Genomic DNA, 22,837 nt, shown 5'->3' with positions numbered 1-22,837 from the left:
GATAGGGCTGAGCGGTAACGCTATTTTTAAGAGGTTAACCGGGGAGAGGCTATACCAGATCGCTTATTTTCAGTTGATAAAGGCCATCTAGAAAAGCTGGAATAAAGCTACCAGGGCCTGCCACCTGCTGAGATACCTGCCCGCCGACTTGTGACATCACCCGGCAAGCCGTTGCCACATGATGTAAACGGTCGCCTTCCAGTGCGCAAAATGCCGCTACCACGGCAGAAAGTGCGCACCCCGTCCCCACTACCCGGGTCATCAGTTTATCGCCACCGGTCACGGCAAAATCACGCAGGCCGTCGGTGATATAATCCACCTCACCGGTAACCGCAACCACAGTCTGCACCTGTAGTGCCAATTGGCGAGCAGCAGGCAGTGCACTCACCGAAGAATCGACACTATCCACCCCACGCCCCATAGTCGCCATACCGCTTAATGCCATGATTTCCGAGGCGTTACCCCGTATTGCCGCCGGTTTTAGCGCTAATAATTGATGGGCAAAATCAGTACGATAGACAAGCCCGCCGACCGCAACGGGGTCCAGCACCCAAGGGGTAGAGGATTGATTTGCCGCCTGGATTGCCGCCAGCATGGATTCGGCCTGAGCGCGGTGTAACGTGCCGATATTGATAAGTAAACTGTTCGCCATTGTACTAAATTGTGCGGCCTCTTCAGCTTCAACCACCATGGCAGGAAAAGCCCCTAATGCCAGTAACACATTGGCAGTGAAGGACTGTACTACCTCATTAGTCAGGCAATGGACTAATGGCGGTGTAGTTTGGAATTGTTGCAAACAGGCCGCCGCCAGTGCATCAGGGTACGGGAGAGGAGCGATTGAAAAGTCAGAGCGAATAGTATTCATGATATCCCCCACCGGCGAAGAAGAAGGGGGACCGTTGTTTATGGACTCAACAACGATACCGCGACTTCCCTCCGCTGGTATAATCCAGATCAGGTAATACGGGTAAAATCTCAGCCATTACGCATTTAGCGGCAGGCACCCCGAGTCAACGAGCTTTATTATTAACACAATTAGCGGTAATCAAACACCATTAGCCATAATCATCACTTATGGCATTTTGACGCAGCGGCAATCAGTGCTTGCCCTAGAGACAGCCCACCATCACCGGCAGGCAGACGCTGGGGCAGCAACAGTTGGAAATCATGCAGTTGTGCGCTAAGTAACTCACGCAGTAACCGGTTATGTAGCACCCCACCTGAAAAGACAATAGTATCAATACGATAATACTGGGCCGCCTGCCGCGCCAAAGTAGCAAATCCCTGGGCCAGAGCAAAATGGAACGCATAGGCCCGCTCAGCCGGAGTGGCATTATAAGCCAACCATTGGTGCCAGAAAGTGGCTAAGTCCAGTTGGTTATCGCACAGCGGCATCGTCACTGGCGGTACTGAAACCGCACTTTGTCGCGCCAGTGCTTCCAACTGGCAGGCGGCTTCGCCCTCCCAACTTATCGATAGCGGGGCAAGATTGAGTGCAGCCGCTACTGCATCAAATAAGCGCCCAGTTGAAGAGGCCAACGGCGCATTAATCCCCCGCTCAATCGCCCGCGCCAATACCCTACCCTCCGGCTGAGGAATCACCGCACTCTCAGGCAAATGTTGCCAATTGGGGACATAGCGCTGTAACTGGGCCAGCAGGTTACGCCACGGTTGACGCGAGGCCAGATCGCCACCGGGTAGTGCCACTGCGGGCAAGCCACCAATATATTCACAGCTCGTATAATCTACTCGTAGGCATTCACCGCCCCACAATTGACCATCAGCGCCATAACCCAGCCCATCCAATGCCACACCAATCACCGCCCCACCCTCGCGAGGCCAGCCATGCTCTGCCAGACAAGCCACCAGATGGGCATGATGATGTAGCACGTCAACACAAGGGATATTCCACTGTGCTGCCAGGGTTTTCCCTAATTGGTGGCTGACGTATCCGGGGTGAGCATCCACCGCTATCACCTGTGGTGTGAAATGGTAAATATCACAAAACAGCGCCACTAACTGCTGCTGTTGCTGTGCGATATCGCGGTCTTCCAGATCCCCCAGATGTTGACTCAACACTGCATTACCATCACGCAGCAGGCAAAACGTGTTTTTCATATCCGCACCCAGCGCCAGAACTGCTGGCTGCTGGCTAAATCCCGGAGGTAACTCGAAAGCATCTGGCACATACCCTCTGGCTCGGCGTAGCATTTCAGCACTGCTGCCGGTGAGTCGCACTAATGAGTCATCGGCCCGCTGCACAATTTGCCTATCGTGCAATAACCAGTGGTCAGCAATATCTCTCAGGGCACCTAGCGCCTGCTCATTACTCAATGCCGGGGGTTTACCACGGCCATTACCGGAGGTTATCACCAGAGGCCGTCCGACCTGTTGCAGCAGCAAATGTTGTAACGGATTGGCGGGTAGCATCACGCCAATTTCAGGTAAGCCCGGTGCCAGCGCCGTACACAGCGGGCTATCAGCCCGCGACGAAACCAACACAATCGGAGCCGCAGGGCTACGTAACACGCGTAATAACGCGGCGCTATCGTTACTTTGCACGCAGCGTGATAACCAGTCGGCGTGCGGTAACATCACCGCCAGCGGCTTGGAAGGCCGTTGCTTGCGCTGCCGTAAACGGGCCACCGCAGCAGCATTGGTGGCATCTACCGCCAGATGGAATCCTCCCAGCCCTTTGACGGCAACAATATCTCCTGCCAACAGGGCGGCTGCGGCTTGCTCTAGCGCCGCAAAGTTGTGCGCAATCGATTGTCCCTCTCGCCCCGTTAGCCACAATTGCGGGCCACAATCGGCACAGGCATTGGGTTGGGCGTGAAAACGGCGATCGGCCGGATGGTCATATTCTGCCTGACAGGCGGCACATAGTGGGAATTCGCGCATGGCGGTATAAGGCCGGTCATAGGGCATGCGGTGAATAATAGTAAAACGTGGGCCACAATGGGTGCAGTTGATAAACGGGTAGCGGTAGCGACGATTGGCAGGATGGTTCATTTCAGCCAAACAGGCGTCGCAGGTTGCAGCATCCGGTACAATTTGCGTATCCATCTGCCCGGCACCGCTGTGATGAATCACAAAATCCAGTGGCGGCTGCGCCCAATGGTAGGGCGAGGTGGTGACACTATCAATTTGTGCCAATGGCGGGCAATGACGCGGCAGTGCCTGTAAGAAATCCGCCAGCGCCGGTGATTGCCACAAGTGAATCGTCACGCCCGCACTGTCGTTACTGACATCGCCCCTTAGCGCAAAGCGGTGGGCAAGCTGCCAGATATAAGGGCGGAACCCCACGCCTTGCACCTTACCTTTTACCCGCAGGCAGAGGCCATTTTTATCCACAGAAACTCCTTCACAAGGCTGCCAGCAACCTGTTTTATAGCTCGGAGATTGCGGGGCGACTGCACCGATGGGCGCTTCGACGGCTCACGCCGTTACGACCCATTCGGCACATTTCCCCACTTATCAAATAGTTAATCGCCTGTCACTTCAAGTGCGAATGGGTTCCCAAAAGTCATTGGAGTTACAGGTAGGCAGCAAGTAAGCAAATCCCGATGAGCTGACATCAGTCAGTGATTCGGGTGAGCGAACGCAGCTAACACCCCTGCGGCTTCAAGGACGAATGGGTTCCCAAAAGTCATTGGAGTTGCAGGTAGGCAGCAAGTAAGCAAATCCCGATGAGCTGACATCAGTCAGTGATTCGGGTGAGCGAACGCAGCTAACACCCCTGCGGCTTCAAGGACGAATGGGATCAGCAAATACGGGGCAATGGCTCATCCAGAGGCAAATCCAATCTACGCGAAACACCATACGCACCGCATAAGCGCACTTGTTTATTCTCAGTCACCTGCCCGATAACGGCGGCATCCTGGCCGAGTGGATGGTTATGGAGCGCTGTTAATACCACTTCTTGTGCCTCTGGTGACACCACCAGCACCAGCTTACCTTCGTTGGCAAAGTTGAGTGCATCCAGCCCCAGCAATTCGCAAATACCCCGCACCGCCGGTTTCAGGGGGAGATCTGATTCGTTGATCTCCATGCCGCAACCGCTGGCGGCCGCAAATTCATGTAGGATCGCCGTCACGCCGCCACGGGTAGCATCACGTAACGCCCGCACTCCGGGAATAGATCGCAGCGGAGCGATCAACGGTGCCAATAGTGCACAATCGCTCACCAGCTCTGCTTCCAGCCCCAGCCCTTCACGCAGGTTCAGAATGGTCGCGCCATGATCACCTAAAGTGCCACTGACAACGATCCGATCACCAGCACGGATCATCGCGGTTCCCCAGTGAATATCTGCGGGGATCACGCCTATGCCGGTGGTATTGATAAAGATCTTATCCGCCGCGCCACGCTGCACGACTTTGGTATCACCTGTAACTATCTGAATCCCCGCCTGCCGCGCGGTAGCCGCCATTGATTGCACAATGCGCGTGAGAACATCCATCGGCAAACCTTCTTCCAGAATAAAACCGCAGGAGAGATAGCGTGGTGTTGCGCCACTGACTGCCACATCATTTGCTGTGCCGCACACGGCCAACTTGCCGATATCGCCGCCGGGGAAAAAGATCGGATCAATAACATAGCTGTCGGTGGATACCGCCAGCCGATCGCCCTGTACAGTTAGATCCGCCAGCGCGATACGCGCCTGATCTTCCCGTTCATTCAGCGCCGGATTGGAAAATTCCGCCAGAAACAGTGATTCGATCAAGCTCTGCATTGCCCGACCACCGCTGCCGTGGGCCAGAGTAATCTCTTTCTTATTCATTTAGTTGTGACCTTATTAATAACCCAAAGTCATTGAAGTTGCAGGTAGGTGCGGCAAGCGAACGCAGCTCCCCCCAGCAGCTTCAAGTACCAAGGGTTATCGATACTGATAATAAGCGGCGCAGGCCCCTTCGGATGACACCATCAGCGCGCCAAAGGCATTGTCTGGCGTACACTCACCGCCGAACAGTGAGCATTGATCAGGCTTGCAACGCCCAGTCAGCACATCACCACAGCGAGATCGTGGAGAGTCTGCCACCTGCTGCTGCTGTGGTTTGAAACGTAATTCGGCATCAAATTCGGTATAGTCAGGGCTGAGTTGTACGCCGGAATCCGCGATTTCGCCCAAACCACGCCATTCGCTGCTGGCTTTAGCAACAAAAACCTCTGTCATTGCCTGTTGTGCCAGTAAGTTGCCGCTGTCCGGCACGATACGCCGATACTGGTTCTCTACCACACAACGCCCGCTGACCATCTGTTCAAGCAGCATTACTAGCCCCTGCAAGATATCCAGCGGCTCAAAACCGGTAACCACCAATGGCTTGTGGAATTGGTCACAAATAAAGCCATAGGGCGTGGTGCCAATCACCATACTGACATGACCGGGAGCCAGAAAAGCGTCGATACGCACATCCGGTTGTTGCAGCAAGCTACGCAAGGTAGGAATGATGGTGATGTGCTGGCAGAACACAGTGAAATTGGTCAACCCGAGCCGTTTGGCTTGTTGCAGGGTTAAGGCACTGGCAGGCATGGTGGTTTCAAAGCCGAGGCCAAAAAACACCACTTGGCGATCAGGATTATGCTGTGCCAGCGTCAGTGCATCCAACGGCGAATAGACCACGCGAATATCCGCGCCGCGCCGTTTGGCATCCAGCATCGAACCATTGCGCCCTGGCACACGCATCGCATCACCGTAAGTGCAAAAAATCACCTCAGGATGCGTGGCGATTTCCAAACAGCTATCAATGCGGCCCATCGGCAACACACACACCGGGCAGCCCGGTCCATGGACAAACTCCAACCCCTCAGGCAGCAGTTGATCAAGGCCGAATTTGAAGATCGCATGAGTGTGCCCACCGCAGACTTCCATAATTTGTAGTGGCAAGCGCTGTTGATCCGCGATCTGCGGCAATAACTGTTCGATCCGTTGCAATAATGCGCTCACTAATGCGGGATCACGAAACTCATCAACGTAACGCATCGCGTGCCTCGCTTGCAGCGCTGGCATCCCAATCCAGCCCAACTGCCTGCATATGTTCCAGCGCGGCCAGTGTCTGTTGTGCCTCTTCTTCGTCAAGCAGGCTCATGGCAAACCCAACATGCACCAACACCCACTGACCTAGCAATGCCGCCGGGGTATCGTCGCATACCAGTGCGATATTGATTTCACGCTTCACTCCGCTCACTTCCACCCATGCCAGTTGGTGAATGTCTTCACCCACCGCCACAATTTTGCCGGGAACGCCTATGCACATCGCTGTGTCTCCAGCCATTCCAGCCACAAATCCATCCCCTCTCCGCTACTGGCAGACAGCGCAATCACCTGAATATCAGGATTCACCTGACGGGCATAGGCAATGCACTGTTCAATATCAAAATCCAGATAGGGCAGCAGATCGATTTTATTGATAATCATCAGGGTGGAAGCTGCAAACATATGGGGGTATTTCAGCGGCTTATCTTCGCCTTCAGTAACTGACAATACCGCCACTTTATGGCGTTCGCCCAGATCAAAGCTAGCCGGACACACCAAGTTGCCGACGTTTTCAATAAACAGCAGGCTATCATCAGCCAGAGCTAAACGGTGTGCCGCATCGTGCACCATCTGCGCATCCAGATGGCAGCCTTTACCGGTATTGACCTGAATCGCGGGTACGCCTGTGGCGCGAATACGTTCGGCATCATGGGTGGTTTGCTGATCACCTTCAATTACCGCGCAAGGCACTTGCCCGGCCAGCAGTTGCAAGGTCGAGGTCAGTAGCGTGGTTTTGCCAGAACCGGGGCTGGAAACCAAATTCAGCGCCAGAATATGTTGTTCGACAAAATGCTCACGATTATGGTGAGCTAACTGGTTATTTTTGCTCAGCACGTCTTGCTCGATTTGCAGCAAGCGGCGCTGACCCATGCCCGGTGCGTGGCTGCCAGCCTCGCCCTGTCCGTAATGCAGCCCTTGTTGATCGGCATGCACTTGTGGCGCAAAGGTTTCAGCTTCCGGCTGAGCTGATTCCGGTATCGCTACCGGTTCAGGCATTTTACCGTGGTAGTGATGATGAACATCGCCCTGATGGTAATAATAGTGATGATGGACAATGACCGGCTGCGTGCCTTTGGCAACATATTTATGTTTATGCTGAGTTTTTTGCGGCTGGGCATCGTTGGGGTGGTCATGATGGTGATCATCATGGTGGTGGCCATCGTGATGATGGTGGCCGTGACCATCATCATGATGGTCGTGGTCATGATGGTGACTGTCGTCGCCTTCGATCTTTGTTTCGCCGCTGGCGCAACCACAAGTCGTGCACATAGGAATTCACTCCTTCAGGATTATTCCACTTCTATCTGTTTTACCTGCAAACTGTCACCACTCTCCACTTGCAGAGCATGGCTGCCACAATGCGGGCACCCGGCATCGTGCCGTTCAATCTGAACACTGGCGCTACACTCCCAACACCAGGCTTGTGCGGGTAAATAATTGATATGCAATTGGCAATTAGCTGCCAATGTCTCACGGCTGGCCGCGTCAAAACTAAAACGCAATGCGCTCTCCTCAATACAAGAGAGCGCACCAATCTCCAGCCATACCGCCGTTATTCGTTTGGCCCCGTTAAGCCTGGCCTGTGTTTCAATCAGCTCCAGCGTACTGAGGCATAAACTGATTTCATGCATGCTGATTCGTCATTTGACTAAACAACGCCCGCCGCCGTGGATTAGCCGGTGCATCAGCATTGCTAATGGGCAGTGAAAGCACCATGCGAGCGCTCTGTTCTGCCAGCAGCAGCGCCTGTTCCGCTTGCAGCGTAGTGTCCAATGGCGACATCAGCGAGCGGCTCAGGTACTGGCCGCAACCGGCTATTTCGCCGAGCGTAAAACTGATGGTGCCGCATGGCAGTGCCAGCATCAAGCGCTCACCCACCACCCGACGCGGCCAGCTTTGCTGCGGCCCCGGTAATACCACTAAACTCAGCATCCACGGGGTTAATAACGCGCCCACCCATTGCTGCTCAAATAACTGAAAGCCACAGGCGCGTAGCGGTATGTGGTCACGGTAGAATGGCAAGCCGCGCATCTCATCCGCGGCAATCTGGCTGAAAACCTGCTCCAGTAAAGGAGCCGGGTTTTGCGTCAGCCCGATAATGCCAGTGTCGTCGAAGGAGTCAGACATGGTTTTGCTCCCGTGCGTTGAGCGTAATTCCGCTTAAGCGCAATGCGACCAGAATCTGTTCCAGCGCGGGTTCCATCGCCTGTATCACCGTCGGTGTCAGGCCAATTCCTGGCGCCAGAGATTCTGGCACCACGCCCACCAATGTCAGTTGGCGCGGGGATTCACCGGTCAGTTGCAGTGCCATCAACACATCGCATAGCCCCAACTGGTGGGGCGAGACTTTGCGGCTGAACATAGCCGGTATCTCTTTATCATGCAGCACCGCGACACTGCCCGGAGGCTGGCCGGTGAATACCGCATCAGCAACAATCAAATGTTCGCGGTTTGCCATCGCTTCCATCAGCTCTAAACCGGCGGTACCGCCGTCCAACACCTCAACACCTGGGGGTATCTCAAAGCGTTGTTCCAATGCTTCAACCAGACGTACCCCCACCGCTTCATCGCTGAGTAATAAGTTACCTATACCTAATACCAAAATCCCCATCACAGCACCTTGACTTTGGTCACTTCGTTGCCCGTTGTATCAACAATATGTACGGCACAAGACATACACGGGTCGAATGAGTGAATGGTCCGCACCACTTCGAGCGGTTTGGCCGGATCAGCAACCAGTGTACCCACCAGCGCTTGTTCGTATGGCCCGGGTTCGTCATTGTAGTTACGCGGGCCGGCGTTCCAGGTGGAGGGCACCACCGCCTGATAGTTGGCGATTTTGCCGTCTTTGATGACCACCCAGTGCGACAACATGCCGCGTGGCGCTTCTTCAAAGCCAACACCGCGGATTTCGCCAGTTAACGGAATATTCGGTTTGATAAAGGTTTCTACGTCGCCGGTACCGATATTGGCCACCAGCGCCGTCCATTGCTGAGCCAGCGTTTCATGCAGCACGCAACAATGCACTGCGCGGCCAATGATGCGACCCAGCGTCGATGGCAGTTGATCTTGAGTGATAGCCTGCCCGCTCAATTTCTGATAGGCCGCGCCAATATCGCTGAAATGCTGTTTAGTCGGCGCGTGGTCAGCCGCCAGACCGCACATCAACCATGCCAGCGGCCCAACTTCTACCGTTTTGCCGTAGAAAGTTGGCGCTTTTACCCACGAGTATTTGCCCTCTTCCTGCCAGCCGGTGTAGTTCGGGTTGGTTTTGCCCTCCCACGGTGCCAGCGGCTCGTCATCTTGATACCAGGCATGTTTGCCGCTCTCGGCAATCCCTTTGATCAGATAAGGATCGTTATGGTTGGCAATCGGCCGGAAAGTACCCTTATCCAGATAGCCGCCCGGCAGCAGGAAAGTCTCCCCTTTGCGATCGGTCGGTAGCTCCGGCACGCTGAGATAGTAATCCGCCCCTTTACCCAGATTGAGCCAACCTGGATAGTGGGCAGCGATCACCGCCGTGTCCACTTTATAAACTTGCTCGATAAAACTGCCCAGTCGGTCGATGAAGGATTTCACCAACATCAAGCGCTCCAGATTAAGCACACTTGGCATATCTAGATTGATTGGATTGGCAACGCCCCCTACAGCCAGATTCTGAATGTGCGGTGTTTTGCCCCCCAATACCGCCACAATGCGGTTGGCATCGCGCTGGCACTCCAGTGCTTGCAAATAGTGCGCTACCGCAATCAGGTTCACTTCTGGTGGCAACGCCATTGCCGGATGGCCCCAGTAGCCGTTGGCAAAAATGCCTAACTGCCCACTGGCCACCAGGTCTTTGATTTTCTGCTGTACACGGCTGAACTCTTCCGCGCTGTTCAGTGGCCAGCTCGATAAGCCACTCAACATGGCGGCCGCCTTCTGTGGCGAGGCTTGCAGCGCTGAGGTGACATCCACCCAATCCAGTGCCGACAGTTGGTAGAAGTGCACGATATGGTCATGGATGCTATGCGCCGCCAGAATCAAATTGCGGATATGTTGCGCATTGACTGGGACTTCCATCCCCAATGCATTTTCCACGGCGCGCACCGAGGCGATAGCGTGGATGGTGGTACATACGCCACAAATACGCTGCACAATCATCCAGGCATCGCGGGGATCATTGCCTTGTAAAATCTCTTCCATGCCACGCCACATGGTGCCGGAGGACCAAGCTTTAATGACCTTGCCGTCCTCAATTTCGCAGTCGATCCGCAGGTGTCCCTCAATGCGGGTGACGGGATCAATGGTGATGCGTTGGCTCATGCTTTACCTCTGTCTGATTATTCTTATGTAATTGCCCGTGAGCAGGCAGCACCGGCAATAGCCGAATCAATAAAATGTAGGCGCAGACCTCAATGGCGACAAAGCCAATTGAGATCAGGATTTCACTGGTGGTTGGGAAGTAGTTGTAGCCACCGCCGGGGCTAAAGGCCAGTAGCGAGTAGTTGAGCCGCCATAGCGCCGCGCCCGCAATCATGCACAGCGCACCGATAAACAGTAAGCGGCTATCTTCTCTGGCCCGCCGGATACGGAAGATGATGAGCGGCAAAGTCATCAGTCCGATTTCAGCCCAAAAGGCGATAGCGTAGCGGTCGAAATGCAGCAGATAATCTATTTTGTGCCGCACTACCACTTCACCCAAGCGCAGCAAGACAAATAGCAGCAGGAATAGGTCGATAATGGTGGTCAGCCGGGTAAACAGCGGTGCTTCATTGGCACCTCGCCCACGCAGTCCGGCCTGCACCAAAGAGCCTTCAAAGATGACAATAGAGAAGCCCAGAATGGCGGCGGTGAGCAATGAAAATAGCGGTAACATTTCATAGCTTTGCCACAGCGGATGAATCTTCGCACCTGCGGCAATCATCAATGAACCCATTGAGGACTGATGCATAGTCGGCAGCAGCGCACCCAATGCAATGACGAAAAACATCACTTTGTTCAGCCGCTTGAGCGAAACCTTCCAACCGAGGCGTTCAAACAGTGCGGGGGCAAACTCCAGCGCCATTACACCGATATAAATGGTCATACAGACGGCGGTTTCGAATAATACCGAATTGACGTTAAAGTAACCGGGGATAAAGAAGTAAGGCAGGTTCCAATAGCGGCCAACATCAATGGTGATCGACAATCCCCCCAGCGCATAGCCAAATAAACTGGCTAACAGCGCCGGGCGTACCAGCGGGTGATATTCGCCCCGGTTAAAGACATAAACCGCCCAGGCCAACGCCCAGCCGCCACAGGCCAAACCGGTTCCCACCAATAAGTCGAAAGCGATCCAGATCCCCCACGGGAAGCCGCCGTTCAAATCACTGACTGAACCCAGCCCGAGCACCAAACGTTTAACTATCAGCAGCGCGCATAACACAACAAAAGGCGCTAGCAGCATCACCGGCCAACTGACCAGCCGCCCACCCAATGGACTGGATTTATGCATCGTCATCTGGACCGTCCTTTTTATCGTGCGTGTCGGCATCACTGTCTTTGCGCTCATCGCGGGTATTGCGATGCACCAGCGCCGTCACACCGGCCAGTACCGCCAGCGGCAGGATCATGCCTTTGTACAGGGTGTGCTGAACATGCTCCGAACGCGCACCGGTTGCCAGTTCTGCCAACGGTGGCAAATCAAGTTTCTCGGTCGGAATACCCGCCAGTACCAACACCTGCGTACCACCGCCCTCTTTTTCGCCGTATACGTGCGGATCATAATGGGCAACCGGATGCTCGTATGTGTCGTTGGCACTGAGTGTCTGACGTGGGAAACGATAGTTCTCACCCGGTGTTAACGTCAGCCGCCGTTTGGCTTCTGACAGCAACGCTTCACGGGTACCAAATATCACCGCCCCGGTCGGACACACCTCAACACAACCAGGCAAACCGCCTTTGTCGAGCCGCTCCACCCCTTTCTGATTACACAACTCACATTTATGGATCTTGCCAAAGGGATTATCGTAATCGTATTTCGGCACATTGAACGGGCAGCCAACCATGCAGTAGCGACAGCCGGTACAGATATCCGGGTCATAGTGAACGATGCCGGTTTTGGCATCTTTGCGCAGTGCGCTGACCGGGCAGACGGAAACACAGTTGGGATCAACGCAGTGCATACACTGCTTTTTGATATAGGCGTAACCATCTTCCAACTGATCTTTATGGATACCTGCACCACTGGTCCACACCTGAATAATGTTGTTGGTATAGGGGCTAAGTTTGTCGTTATTTGACCAGATAGCATCACCACCGGCGTAGGTTTCACCGTGCGCGGCAAACTCGCTGTGATTAATCTCTTGGCATTTACTGACACACGCCTGACAACCGACGCATAACGTCGAGTCATACAACATGCCAAGCGCACCGGGGATCGGTGGTCGGTTTTGGACCTCAGCTTTACTGCTGGGGGAAAGTCCCGCCAGCAAGACACCGCCCGAGGCTAATTTGAAAAAGTGACGTCGGTTCACGGCTATTCCTCCCGCGATGAGTGATCGTCATCTTTACGGCGCTGCTTCTGTTGCCGCCCCAGCTCACGCACCGTCATCAGGCTGACACCGGCAACCAATCCCACCACCCCACCCAGCAACGCGGTGGCGGTGGTAGAAACCTTGCCACCTTCCACATTATGGATCTGTGGTTTTTCAGCGCGTGGTGTTGGGTTTTCGACATTGGCTAATTGAGCAATGCTTTTGGTAAAACCAATCCCCTCTTCGTTACAGCCGTAGCACGGATGACCGATGCCGACCGGCCAGATGCCACCACCAACATCGCAGAACTCTAGGGTTGGACAGTTACCGTAGGTCTCCGGCCCCTTGCAACCAAGGTGATAGAGGCACCAGCCCTGACGATGCCCTTCATCACCAAACTGACGGGCAAAACGACCGGCATCAAAGTGCGGGCGACGCTCGCAGTTTTCATGGATCAGACGGCCATAGGCAAAGGTAGGACGGTTCTTGGCATCCAACGCCGGCGGCCGCCCAAAGGTAATGATATGAGCGACGGTTGCCAGGAAGTTATGCGGATTCGGCGGGCAGCCGGGAATATTAATCACGGTTTTCCCCGGTAGCGCCGCTTGCAAACTGACCGCGCCGGTTGGGTTGCCACCAGTGGCTGGCACGCCCCCCCAGGCAGAACAGGAGCCAATGGCAATAATAGCTGCCGCATGTTCCGCCGCTTCGCGAATATGCTCGACAATAGGTTTGCCCGCCACCATGCAGTAAATCCCACCATCTTTCAGTGGGATAGAACCATCCACCACCAGTATGTACTTCCCTTTATGCTGTTCAATAGCGCGGTGCTTATTCTCTTCCGCCTGCTCACCAAATGCTGCTGACAGCACTTCGTGATACTCCATTGATATAACACTGAGCAGCAAATTCTCCAGGGTGGGATGCGTTGAGCGCAACAGTGACTCGGTACAGCCGGTGCACTCCTGAGCACCAATCCAGATGACCGGCGGCCGTTGTGGTGAACCGACCATATTGGCAATTTCTGCGGCAGCCTTACTGCTGAGCCCCATGGTGGCAGCCAGCGCTGCACAAAGCTTCATAAAATCACGACGGTTAACGCCATGCTGGGAAAGCATGTTTTTTCCCCTGTCATTATTATTATATTGTTCACATACCCGATACTAATGATGGGTATATCCCTATAAAAAGCATGGTCTTATATCCAATAGATTTCGAAATGCTGGGCGGCCGCAAACGAAAGAACCCCGATGAACTTACATAAGTAAGTGATTAGAGTAAGTGAGAGCAGCCAACACACCTGCACTTTGAAAAAAGATGAAGGATATTCTGTTAATAGTTTGTAACTCTGCAAATATAATTAAGTTGATCTTTATCAATGGATAATTGATTGAGTCTGAAAGGGGTAAATATCTGTGAACTAAAACCGTTTCAGCAAAACATTTCATTTGCCAGAAAATAAAAAATCTGTCAGGAGGTAATGCGGAGGATGCAGATGGAATTCAATATCATTAACCCAAAATAGTAAATTAATGTAATGACTTTAATTATATATTACTTACTTTAGTTATTTAACTGGAAATGGAAATTCCATCCAACTTAAAGATGAAATGCATCATTTACCTTTTTTAAGTGAATTTAATTGATCATCAGAATGTAATTTGCCATTGAAAACGTTGAATTAACACACTTTGAAATACGGTCAAAATGCGACAAACCCTTGCGGGGCCTGACGCTTGTCGATACTCACCACCAGCGGTAAAAATCTGTACGAAAAACAATCTTTAGGTCGCCATGTTGGTATCAATTATTAACTAAAACTGATTTTTTTAACATTTCATTAGGTTATTATTCTACCTAAAAAGTGTTAAGCATTAGCCCTTCCCTGAACATTTTATAAAAAATGAAACCAACCAGACCTGCGGATATAAATCATACAAGATGATTAGTTATTAATTTAATCATTATTCCTAGTGCGAATTGTTAAATCAGCCAGAAAATCGGATTCTTATCAATTTCATTCAGTTTGAGAACTCTAACAGACTGTTTTGTCATTTTTAATGATAAATCTTAATGTTACAAAATGGATCATGGCGATGACAGTGATAGCGAATACTTGCCAGAGGGACAATCTGTTATAGGTGTATTAGGTTATAAATTTCACTTAACGCAGAGTTAAATGTGTTTCCACTGCCGTGATTTTACTTTCGCCGGTAAATTGTCGGCCAGAGAGACGATAACATGCCCTCTGATTGGGGCTAATCGTCCTATAAAATTTGAGTTAACTCTACTTTTTATCTATCTATCAATTAATAAGCAAATAAGTCGTGCTATGATTATTTTACCGGTCAATATTCAATCGGTTATAAGTTAGCAACTTCAAGTAGGAAGGGTCTTTATGATAAAACCATTCATTGTTGTAACCCTCGCCATCGCCACTCTCAGTGGTTGCGCCAATAATAATACCCTTTCGGGCGATACTTTTAGCAGTTCTCAGGCCGGCCAGGCTCAAGCTGTAACTTACGGAACCTTGGTTTCTGTCCGTCCAGTCACTATTCAGGGCGGAGATGGGAATAATGTTGCGGGTGCGGTCGGTGGGGCTGTGGTGGGTGGTTTTCTGGGTAACACCATTGGCGGCGGTACTGGTCGCCGTCTCGGAACCGCAGCAGGTGCCGTTGCCGGTGGCGTAGTCGGCCAACAAGTCCAGAGTATGATGAATCGCAGTAGTGGTGTTGAACTGGAAGTGCGCCGCGATAACGGTACCACCTTCCTGGTGGTTCAAGCTCAGGGCGTTACCCAATTCCAACCGGGGCAACGTGTCACCATTGCTACCCATGGGAATACCGTCACTATCACACCACGTTAGGTTTTGCCGCCTGAACTCAGCGTGTAGGTATGGCAACTTAAGTTAAGTCATTGTATTAAAAAGCACCGCCCAGTCCTGAAGGTTCGAGGGTAGACTGGGCGGTGAAAAGATGAACATAACTATCCGGCTTTTTTCGCTGCCGGTTTCACTACATTCTCTCCGTGGTTGCCAAAGAACTGATATAAGGTGTCTGAAGCCGTTTTGGTTAAGACCATAATTTCAATACGGCGGTTTTTAGCCGCAAGAGGTTCGACTGAGTCCAATAGCATCTGATCAGCCATCGCATTGATTTGTAATACCCGACCGTCATCCAGCCCGCCTTTTACTAGCGCTTTATGCGCCATCAAGGCCCGCTCGCCAGACAAGTTCCAGTTGTTGTACAACACCTGATCACGGTAGCGGGAAGCATCGGTATGGCCGGTAATAATGATTTTATTGTCCATCTCATTAAATGCCGGAGCCAACTCAGCCAGTAGACGGCTGAAGAACGGCGTCAGTACAGCGCTACTGCGCTGGAACATATCGCGCTGCTTATCATCCTGAATCAAAATACGTAGCCCTTGTGGCACCACTTCCATTTGCAGGTTGGATTGCGCATCGTAGGCAGAAGTAATTTGCATAATGATGCGTGATAACTCTTCCATTTCTTTACGTGATTTATCCACCACCTCTTCCAGAGATTGCTCCGGTTCCGGCACCTCAACTGCCAGATTACTTTTGGTCTCTTTCGCTTGCTCCTTACCATCAATGCTGTCAGAGAACTTGCCGCCGCCACTTTTGCTTTTAGAGGGAATTGAAATAAAGGATTGCTGCGAAAAGATGGTTTGCCCATTCAGTTGCGCCACAATCTCTTGCCGCTCCTCTTCTGATACCACCCCGACAATCAACTTTGTGGTGGTAACCAAGGGTGCTGAGCGAATTTCTGAAGTGTCGGCCCGCTTTACCTTGGATGCACTGCCGGGTAAACAGATGGCGATTGATGCCGACCTTAATGCCGGGTTAATCAATCAGGAGCAAGCGCGCTTGCGCCGTAAAGAAGTGGCCAGCGAAGCTGACTTCTACGGTGCGATGGATGGAGCATCCAAGTTTGTTCGCGGTGACGCCATCGCCGGTATTATGATTCTGGTGATCAACGTGATCGGCGGTATCTGTATCGGTATCTTTAAATACGATCTCAGCGCCAGCCAGTCGTTTCAACAATATGTATTGTTGACCATTGGTGACGGTCTGGTGGCACAAATTCCGTCCCTGTTATTAGCAACCGCGGCGGCAATTATTGTCACTCGGGTGAGTGATGGCGGTGACATGACTGATGAAATTAAAGATCAGTTGTTGGCAAAACCGACTATCTTGTATGCTGCGGCATTCGTGATGTTCATACTCGCCATTGTGCCGGGGATGCCCCATCTTGCCTTTCTCAGCTTCACCGGATTACTCCTGTTCGCCGCTTGGCAGCAAAGTAAAAAAATTCAGCAAGCGGATGCTGAGCCCGATCTTACAATCCTCGACCAAGCCATTTCTGAAGATAATGCCCTGAACCTCAACTGGGAAAATATTCCGATAGTTGAACCTATCGGCCTGAATTTGGGCTATAAGCTGGTCACACTGGTCGATGAATCAAAAGGCCGACCGCTGATTCAGCGGCTGCGAGGGGTGCGGCAAATCATCTCCGAAACCTGCGGAATTCTATTACCGGAAGTCAAAGTACGGGAAAACTTCCGCTTAAAACCGTCCCAATACACCATCAATATTAATGGTGTCAAAGTCGCCGGTGGCGATGTTTATATTGATAGACTGATGGCGATTCCAACAGCGGAACAATACGGCGAGGTTGATGGTGTACTGGCAATCGATCCGACTTACGGCCTGGCCGTGGTATGGGTAGCACCGGAAGATAAGCCCACGGCACTAAACTTCGGTTATCAGGTGGTGGATTGTGCCAGTGTGGTCGCGACCCATGTGAATAAAGTGGTACGTGACCATTTATCTGAACTGTTTAATTATGATGATATAACCCTATTACACCAACGGCTTGAGTCGCTGTCGCCACGTTTGGCTGAAGATTTGGCTGGCGGATTGAATTTTAGCCAATTGCTGAAGGTGTATCGTCAGCTATTAACCGAAAATGTGTCGCTGAAAGATATTGTCACCATCGCCACCACCTTAGTAGAAAGTGCCACTATCACCAAAGATTCACTGCTCCTCACCTCAGATGTGCGTTACGCATTACGTACCGGTATCGTCAATGGTATCAATGGCGATGACAAAAACCTGGCGGTTTATACCATTAATAACGAATTAGAAAATATGTTGCTTGGCTCGTTGAATCAGGCGCAGCAAGCGGGGAAAGTGGTATTGGATAACTTCCCAGTCGACCCAAATATCCTGACCCAGTTGCAGCAGAATATGCCGATCATTAAAGAGCAGATGAAAGCAGAGAATCACCAACCTATTTTATTGGTAACCCCGCAATTGCGGCCATTAATTGCACGCTATGCACGACTATTCTGCAATGGGTTGAATGTGTTGTCTTATAACGAAGTGCCTGATGATATGGCGCTGAATGTGATTGGTACCTTAGAGTAAAAGTAGATGAGCCTCAAGAATGAGGCTCATTAATTCCTACCGCTTCAAAGGCAAAGGGGATAATTAGTTATCCATAAAGGTCTGCTGCCATTCAACAATCGTTTTGGGTCTTTTATCTTTATCTTCAGGCACATTGGTAAAATAGTGAACCCGCAGCGTGCCATTTTTTTCAGGCGCAACATACGCGGCCCACATCAAACCGGCACGGTTATACATAATGATTGATGCACGCTTATTGGCTGCACCTCGCACCCAGGTGGATAATACTTTTGCCCCCCGGTTATCCCGGTCATTGCTATAAATATAGACGTTGGCTGAGGCGACAAACTGGGCGTAATGGTCGCCGACTAACTCACGGAAAAGTTTATCGTTGTTGGTATCAGTAAAAATACCGACCGAGAGTAAGCTCGGAGTCTCACGCGGATCTTTTTCAGCCCGAATATACTGCCCGTCAATAAAGACATCTTTAGGCATCGAAATTCGGCAACCCCAACTGCCATTGCTGTGCACCTGAATTGAACCATCTTTTATCGGGATCAGTAATAACCGGCAGCTTGCTGTATTTTCAATAAGATCAACAACCGCCAACCCTTCAATTTTACGCGCTTCAGCTCTAAAATTACCGGTATTCTCACCGGACCAGGCGCGGCTATCGATACTAAATCCCCACTCAGCAACCCGGGTTATTTTGATAACGCCCCCCCGGTCATTCCCTTTGGTGACATTCCACCACTGCCCAGCCCAGTCAAATTTTTTGTCAATATCAGACATGGAGGCAATGCCCTGAAAATAGGCGCGCTGAATACAGCTATCACTGGTACAACTGTTAAGGGATTTTTCCCATATTTGTCGTTGCTGATACACTGTTTCTGTATCATATTTAACCAACATGGACTGATAGATATCGCTAAATGTCTGATCCAGCCAGTGTAAATCCTCATTACCACATACAGTATATTCAACCGGTGTCGCTGCACGCTGGCAGTTAATGGCAAAAGATGACGATGAAATAATCATCGCCAGTAAAAATAAAATGCTGCGAAAGTAAGCAATTCTCATTGTTTAACCCGATTAAAACATGAATTTTTTTATTATTGAAAGCTAATAACAACCTAGCTCACTATATCGTTTTTGTGGCTAAATACCTAAAACTGGTAATAGAAAACCACCAGACGGCGCTGACTCTTAGCGCAATCCGGTGGCTGTTCTCTACTATTTATTACGACAATAATTGTTATTTATTAAATTGAATCAAAGCGTAACTAAGAATGAGTGGCTTGCATATTATCTGATAAATTAAAAACAGAGACCGCTTCTGTCAGTTGCCGTGCCTGTTCTTCTAACGAGGCAGCCGCAGCGGCAGACTCTTGTACCAGGGAGGCATTTTGTTGTGTGACGCCGTCCATCTCGGCGACAGCTTGCCCAATTTGACCAATACCGCGGCTTTGCTCATCAGAAGCAGAGGCAATCTCGCCCATAATGTCGGTTACATTGGTCACCGCCTGCACGATGCTATTCATCGTCTCCCCTGCTTCAGATACTTGCTGTGAGCCAATATTCACTCGGGATACCGATTCACTGATCAACCCTTCGATTTCTTTCGCCGCTTGTGCACTACGTTGGGCCAAATTACGAACTTCACTTGCTACTACCGCAAAACCGCGCCCCTGCTCACCAGCCCGGGCCGCTTCAACTGCTGCGTTCAGTGCCAGAATATTGGTTTGGAAGGCGATACTGTTTATCACACCGATAATATCCGCAATACGGCGTGAGCTTTCCGTAATACTGCTCATAGTGGCAACGACATCGTTGACAATCCGCCCGCCATTTTTCGCTGTTGCAGAGGCATTCTCAGCCAACTTACTGGCTTGATGGGCGTTTTCAGCGTTCTGTTTCACCGTTGCATTCAGTTGTTCCATACTGGCCGCGGTTTCTTCCAGTGCCGCCGCTTGTTGCTCGGTACGGGAAGAGAGATCCGCATTTCCTGCTGCAATTTCACCGGCTCCGGTATAAATCGCATCGGTACTGTTGCGAATGGTTGATACCGTATTCACCAAACTATTTTGCATTTCACGTAAGTAAGGGATCAGTTGCCCGACGCAGTTACGGCCAAACTCAGGCATTGGCCGGCCTAACTGCCCTTCAGCTAAGCGTTTAAAGTGCACCTTGATCGACTCCAGCGGACGCACCAAATAACTGACGATATAGCGATCGGTTAAGAACAGAATGATAACACCGGCAATTAATGCAGCAAAAAGCGCCCGTTGACACCAGTCGACTAATGTCTCCACCCGCAAACTGGCAGCCTCTGTTGCAGTATCAACCGCAGAATTGTACTTCTCGACGGTAGCGCCAAACTCTCGGCTTAATGGTGGATAATCTTTGTTAAACAAATTGTTATAATCTTCGAAGCGATTCTCGGCCACCGCTTTAGCCATCGGTTCAATCCCATTACTCAATAATGTTGACCAGCTTTGAATAGTTTTATCTGTCAGTAATGGATCCATCGACTCATGAGATTGCAGTTTAAATTTCGCCAAACTCTCTTGGGTATTTTTTAGTGCTACACCGGCTGAAGCCAATTCACGATCAGCATCGGCAGTTGCCCCGCTTTGACGATATGCCGCGGCACGACTTAAACGAGTAACCACACGAAAATATTGGTCATTACCCCGATTAATAATATTAATGTTTTTTTGTTGGTTAGAACTCAGATGTAATGAATGCGTCAATTGGTTAAGTGAAAATAATGTAAAGGTCGAGACACCTCCCCAAAGCAACAAAAATATAACAAGAATAGATAATAACGCCATCCTGATGGTGATATGTTTTAGAAAATTCACGGGAATACCCCTGTGTCTTATTTTTTTAGTTTATTTCCTTGAGATTTCAAGGTGTTTATCGCTGATAATCCCCGCAGGGAAAAAGGTTAATTATCAGGACTCATCACCAAAATAGCATGAAACCAACACAAAAGATCAAGATAACCGATCAATATTAAACAACCGATTGATTTCACCTATTAAAATGTAAATAACGTTCGATAATCTTGATCGAAAACTGATTAACAACGTTCAGTAGTTTCCACATTATATGTATTTATTCTGAATATAAATACAGCGCCCCATTACCTATTAACTCTTAGAATAGTTAGCCAATCAATTAATTTACTTACAGATAGAGAATTACCTGTTTTTGCAATTGCAGAATTAAATATCTTATTAAATGCGATTGGGCGAGATAAATAAAATAATAACAAAAATCCATATCAAACCATCAGGCACGCGATACAGCAAAATTTAACTATTTATTTGCTATGGTTGATTCTGTATTTTTTTAGCAAGGAAACCAGGCTGGGGAAATAACAATTTTATTCATTGCAATATAGGCATGTGCTTAGCACGGCGACGGTGATACTAAAAGAAGAGCGGCCAACGATCACTGGCCGGTATTACACCTTAATTCGCGCTAGCCGCAGCCCCCAGAGGCCGGCTGAATTGGCTTAAACCATGCTAATGAGTCATGGCCAGCATGCGACTGATCGTCCTCTAAATGGTTTGACTGGTGCGATATTTCGCTAGGTTTCCTGTCTTGGAGATGAGCACGCCAATCCTCCCTTTCACTCACCACATTGCAAATAGTAATAGGAATAATAATTACTACCATTCATTTTATGGCATGATAAATTACGACCTAGCACCGTTAAATAGAAAGAGAAAACGCCGTTATGTCCCACTATATGCCTGCCTGTAAAACATCCCGTTCTCTGCCTGCCCTACTGGGCTTGCTGTGTCTGACATTTTGGTTATCCGGCTGCAAACCCGCGGAGGAGAACAACGCATCAGCGGCAGACGACAACTCACCAGCATGGTCCCGGACGGTGGAAACGGCTAAAGGCCCGGTCACATTAACTCAGCAACCTACACGGATTGTTTCCACCAGCATCACCATCACTGGCACCTTATTGGCGATCAATGCGCCGGTGATTGCCAGTGGAGCGACCGCGCCCAGCTCCACCGTCGCAGATCATCAAGGGTTCTTTACTCAATGGTCGGCTGTCGCACAGGCAAAAAAACTGGTACCGATATATCAGACTGAGCCAAACGCCGAAGCTGTTGCCGGCATGAACCCTGACTTAATTATTATTTCTGCCACCGGGGGGGATTCGGCAGTGAAATTGTATGAGCAGTTATCTGCTATCGCGCCAACCTTAGTGATTAATTACGATGATAAAAGCTGGCAAGAGTTAGCAATGATATTGGGGCAGGCAACTGGCCATGAAACCGATGCGAAAGATGTGATTGATAAATTTGCCAACCGGCTCAATGAGGTGAAACAGAGTATTACCTTACCACCGCAGCCAACGTCGGCTTTTGTCTATCAAGCCGCCGGTAGCACCGCGAACTTGTGGACTGAAGACTCGGCACAGGGCAAATTGTTGCAGGAGCTGGGCTTTAGGCTCGCTGAAATACCTGAAGCCGTGAAAGGTAACACCAGTATGGGACATCGTAAGGATATTATTCAGTTAGGTGGCGAGAAGCTGGCTGAAGGTCTGAACGGTGAGACTATTTTACTCTTCTCCGGTGATCAACCGTCAGTTGATGCATTGAAAAGTAATAAATTTTTAGCTCATATTCCAGCGATTGAGCACAACCGTGTTTATGCCGTGGGTTATGACACTTTCCGCTTGGATTATTACAGTGCGAGTAATCTGTTAGCCCGAATTGAAGGGATGTTTAAACCTGCTCATTGATTGGGTAAGTCCCGCTTCTGACGTTGAGCGCATTCAGGAATGTGACCGAGCACGCTAAATTTCCCCCTGCGTTACCACAGCGATGCATTCTAACAATAATG

General features: G+C 50.5%; 19 protein-coding genes and 1 riboswitch. Of the genes, 3 read left to right on the top strand and 16 right to left on the bottom strand.

Going from position 1 to position 22,837, the window contains the following annotated elements:
* Positions 1 to 49: 49 nt before the first annotated feature.
* The 13 genes from A6J66_020240 to A6J66_020180 form a co-directional block, all read right to left on the bottom strand.
* Complete coding sequence (locus tag A6J66_020240; protein PNM26285.1) at positions 50 to 865, bottom strand: hydroxyethylthiazole kinase; 816 nt, start codon at positions 863 to 865, stop codon at positions 50 to 52.
* Positions 866 to 914: 49 nt separating this feature from the next.
* Positions 915 to 1,018, bottom strand: a riboswitch (TPP riboswitch).
* A 50-nt stretch (positions 1,019 to 1,068) separates the two neighbouring features.
* A complete protein-coding gene (gene hypF / locus A6J66_020235; GenBank protein ID PNM26284.1) occupies positions 1,069 to 3,354 on the bottom strand; it encodes a carbamoyltransferase HypF in 2,286 nt (761 codons plus the stop codon).
* 409 nt (positions 3,355 to 3,763) lie between these two features.
* A complete protein-coding gene (gene hypE / locus A6J66_020230; GenBank protein ID PNM26283.1) occupies positions 3,764 to 4,780 on the bottom strand; it encodes a hydrogenase expression/formation protein HypE in 1,017 nt (338 codons plus the stop codon).
* A gap of 96 nt (positions 4,781 to 4,876) precedes the next feature.
* Entirely contained in the window at positions 4,877 to 5,980 is a 1,104-nt protein-coding gene (locus A6J66_020225; GenBank protein PNM26282.1) for a hydrogenase formation protein HypD, read from the bottom strand.
* The gene (hypC, locus tag A6J66_020220) at positions 5,967 to 6,254 is read right to left on the bottom strand and encodes a HypC/HybG/HupF family hydrogenase formation chaperone (GenBank protein PNM26281.1); all 288 of its coding nucleotides are present in this window, start codon (positions 6,252 to 6,254) and stop codon (positions 5,967 to 5,969) included. The genes A6J66_020225 and hypC overlap by 14 nt, the downstream gene beginning before the upstream one ends.
* Entirely contained in the window at positions 6,245 to 7,303 is a 1,059-nt protein-coding gene (hypB, locus tag A6J66_020215; protein ID PNM26280.1) for a hydrogenase accessory protein HypB, read from the bottom strand. The genes hypC and hypB overlap by 10 nt, the downstream gene beginning before the upstream one ends.
* Positions 7,304 to 7,323: 20 nt before the next feature.
* On the bottom strand, positions 7,324 to 7,665 hold the full coding sequence (gene hypA / locus A6J66_020210) for a hydrogenase maturation nickel metallochaperone HypA (protein PNM26279.1): 342 nt from the start codon (positions 7,663 to 7,665) through the stop codon (positions 7,324 to 7,326).
* Entirely contained in the window at positions 7,658 to 8,161 is a 504-nt protein-coding gene (locus A6J66_020205) for a hydrogenase (GenBank protein ID PNM26278.1), read from the bottom strand. The genes hypA and A6J66_020205 overlap by 8 nt, the downstream gene beginning before the upstream one ends.
* Positions 8,154 to 8,645 carry a HyaD/HybD family hydrogenase maturation endopeptidase gene (gene hybD / locus A6J66_020200; GenBank protein PNM26277.1) on the bottom strand — a complete coding sequence of 164 codons (492 nt, stop codon included), beginning with the start codon at positions 8,643 to 8,645 and terminating at the stop codon, positions 8,154 to 8,156. Before hybD ends, A6J66_020205 begins: the two co-directional genes overlap by 8 nt.
* Positions 8,645 to 10,339: a hydrogenase 2 large subunit gene (locus A6J66_020195; GenBank protein ID PNM26276.1), complete on the bottom strand. Its 1,695-nt coding sequence runs from the start codon at positions 10,337 to 10,339 to the stop codon at positions 8,645 to 8,647. Before A6J66_020195 ends, hybD begins: the two co-directional genes overlap by 1 nt.
* Positions 10,317 to 11,510: a Ni/Fe-hydrogenase cytochrome b subunit gene (locus tag A6J66_020190; protein ID PNM27095.1), complete on the bottom strand. Its 1,194-nt coding sequence runs from the start codon at positions 11,508 to 11,510 to the stop codon at positions 10,317 to 10,319. Before A6J66_020190 ends, A6J66_020195 begins: the two co-directional genes overlap by 23 nt.
* On the bottom strand, positions 11,503 to 12,531 hold the full coding sequence (locus A6J66_020185; protein ID PNM26275.1) for a 4Fe-4S dicluster domain-containing protein: 1,029 nt from the start codon (positions 12,529 to 12,531) through the stop codon (positions 11,503 to 11,505). Before A6J66_020185 ends, A6J66_020190 begins: the two co-directional genes overlap by 8 nt.
* 2 nt (positions 12,532 to 12,533) lie before the next feature.
* Positions 12,534 to 13,649: a hydrogenase 2 small subunit gene (locus A6J66_020180; GenBank protein PNM26274.1), complete on the bottom strand. Its 1,116-nt coding sequence runs from the start codon at positions 13,647 to 13,649 to the stop codon at positions 12,534 to 12,536.
* 1,280 nt (positions 13,650 to 14,929) lie between these two features.
* Here A6J66_020180 and A6J66_020175 point away from each other — a divergent pair.
* Positions 14,930 to 15,397 (top strand): glycine zipper 2TM domain-containing protein, encoded by a 468-nt coding sequence (locus tag A6J66_020175; GenBank protein ID PNM26273.1) that lies wholly within the window; start codon positions 14,930 to 14,932, stop codon positions 15,395 to 15,397.
* Between the two features lie 119 nt (positions 15,398 to 15,516).
* Here A6J66_020175 and A6J66_020170 read toward each other — a convergent pair whose 3' ends face one another.
* Complete coding sequence (locus A6J66_020170) at positions 15,517 to 16,284, bottom strand: putative lateral flagellar export/assembly protein LafU (GenBank protein ID PNM27094.1); 768 nt, start codon at positions 16,282 to 16,284, stop codon at positions 15,517 to 15,519.
* Between the two features lie 4 nt (positions 16,285 to 16,288).
* Here A6J66_020170 and A6J66_020165 point away from each other — a divergent pair, with 4 nt between their 5' ends.
* Positions 16,289 to 17,983, top strand: coding sequence for a flagellar type III secretion system protein FlhA (locus A6J66_020165; protein ID PNM26272.1), 1,695 nt, complete (start codon positions 16,289 to 16,291; stop codon positions 17,981 to 17,983).
* A gap of 63 nt (positions 17,984 to 18,046) precedes the next feature.
* Here A6J66_020165 and A6J66_020160 read toward each other — a convergent pair whose 3' ends face one another.
* Positions 18,047 to 19,042: a hypothetical protein gene (locus tag A6J66_020160; protein ID PNM26271.1), complete on the bottom strand. Its 996-nt coding sequence runs from the start codon at positions 19,040 to 19,042 to the stop codon at positions 18,047 to 18,049.
* A gap of 203 nt (positions 19,043 to 19,245) precedes the next feature.
* Positions 19,246 to 20,826 carry a methyl-accepting chemotaxis protein gene (locus A6J66_020155; protein PNM26270.1) on the bottom strand — a complete coding sequence of 527 codons (1,581 nt, stop codon included), beginning with the start codon at positions 20,824 to 20,826 and terminating at the stop codon, positions 19,246 to 19,248.
* Positions 20,827 to 21,710: 884 nt separating this feature from the next.
* On the opposite strand from A6J66_020155, the gene A6J66_020150 reads away from it, so the two are divergent.
* The gene (locus A6J66_020150; GenBank protein ID PNM26269.1) at positions 21,711 to 22,736 is read left to right on the top strand and encodes a Fe2+-enterobactin ABC transporter substrate-binding protein; all 1,026 of its coding nucleotides are present in this window, start codon (positions 21,711 to 21,713) and stop codon (positions 22,734 to 22,736) included.
* Positions 22,737 to 22,837: the final 101 nt, after the last annotated feature.

The organism is Yersinia enterocolitica, from assembly GCA_002082245.2.
GTDB classification, from domain to species: domain Bacteria; phylum Pseudomonadota; class Gammaproteobacteria; order Enterobacterales; family Enterobacteriaceae; genus Yersinia; species Yersinia enterocolitica_E.
Note: the sequence above shows the minus strand (reverse complement) of the source record. Positions and strands in the feature narration are given on the sequence as shown.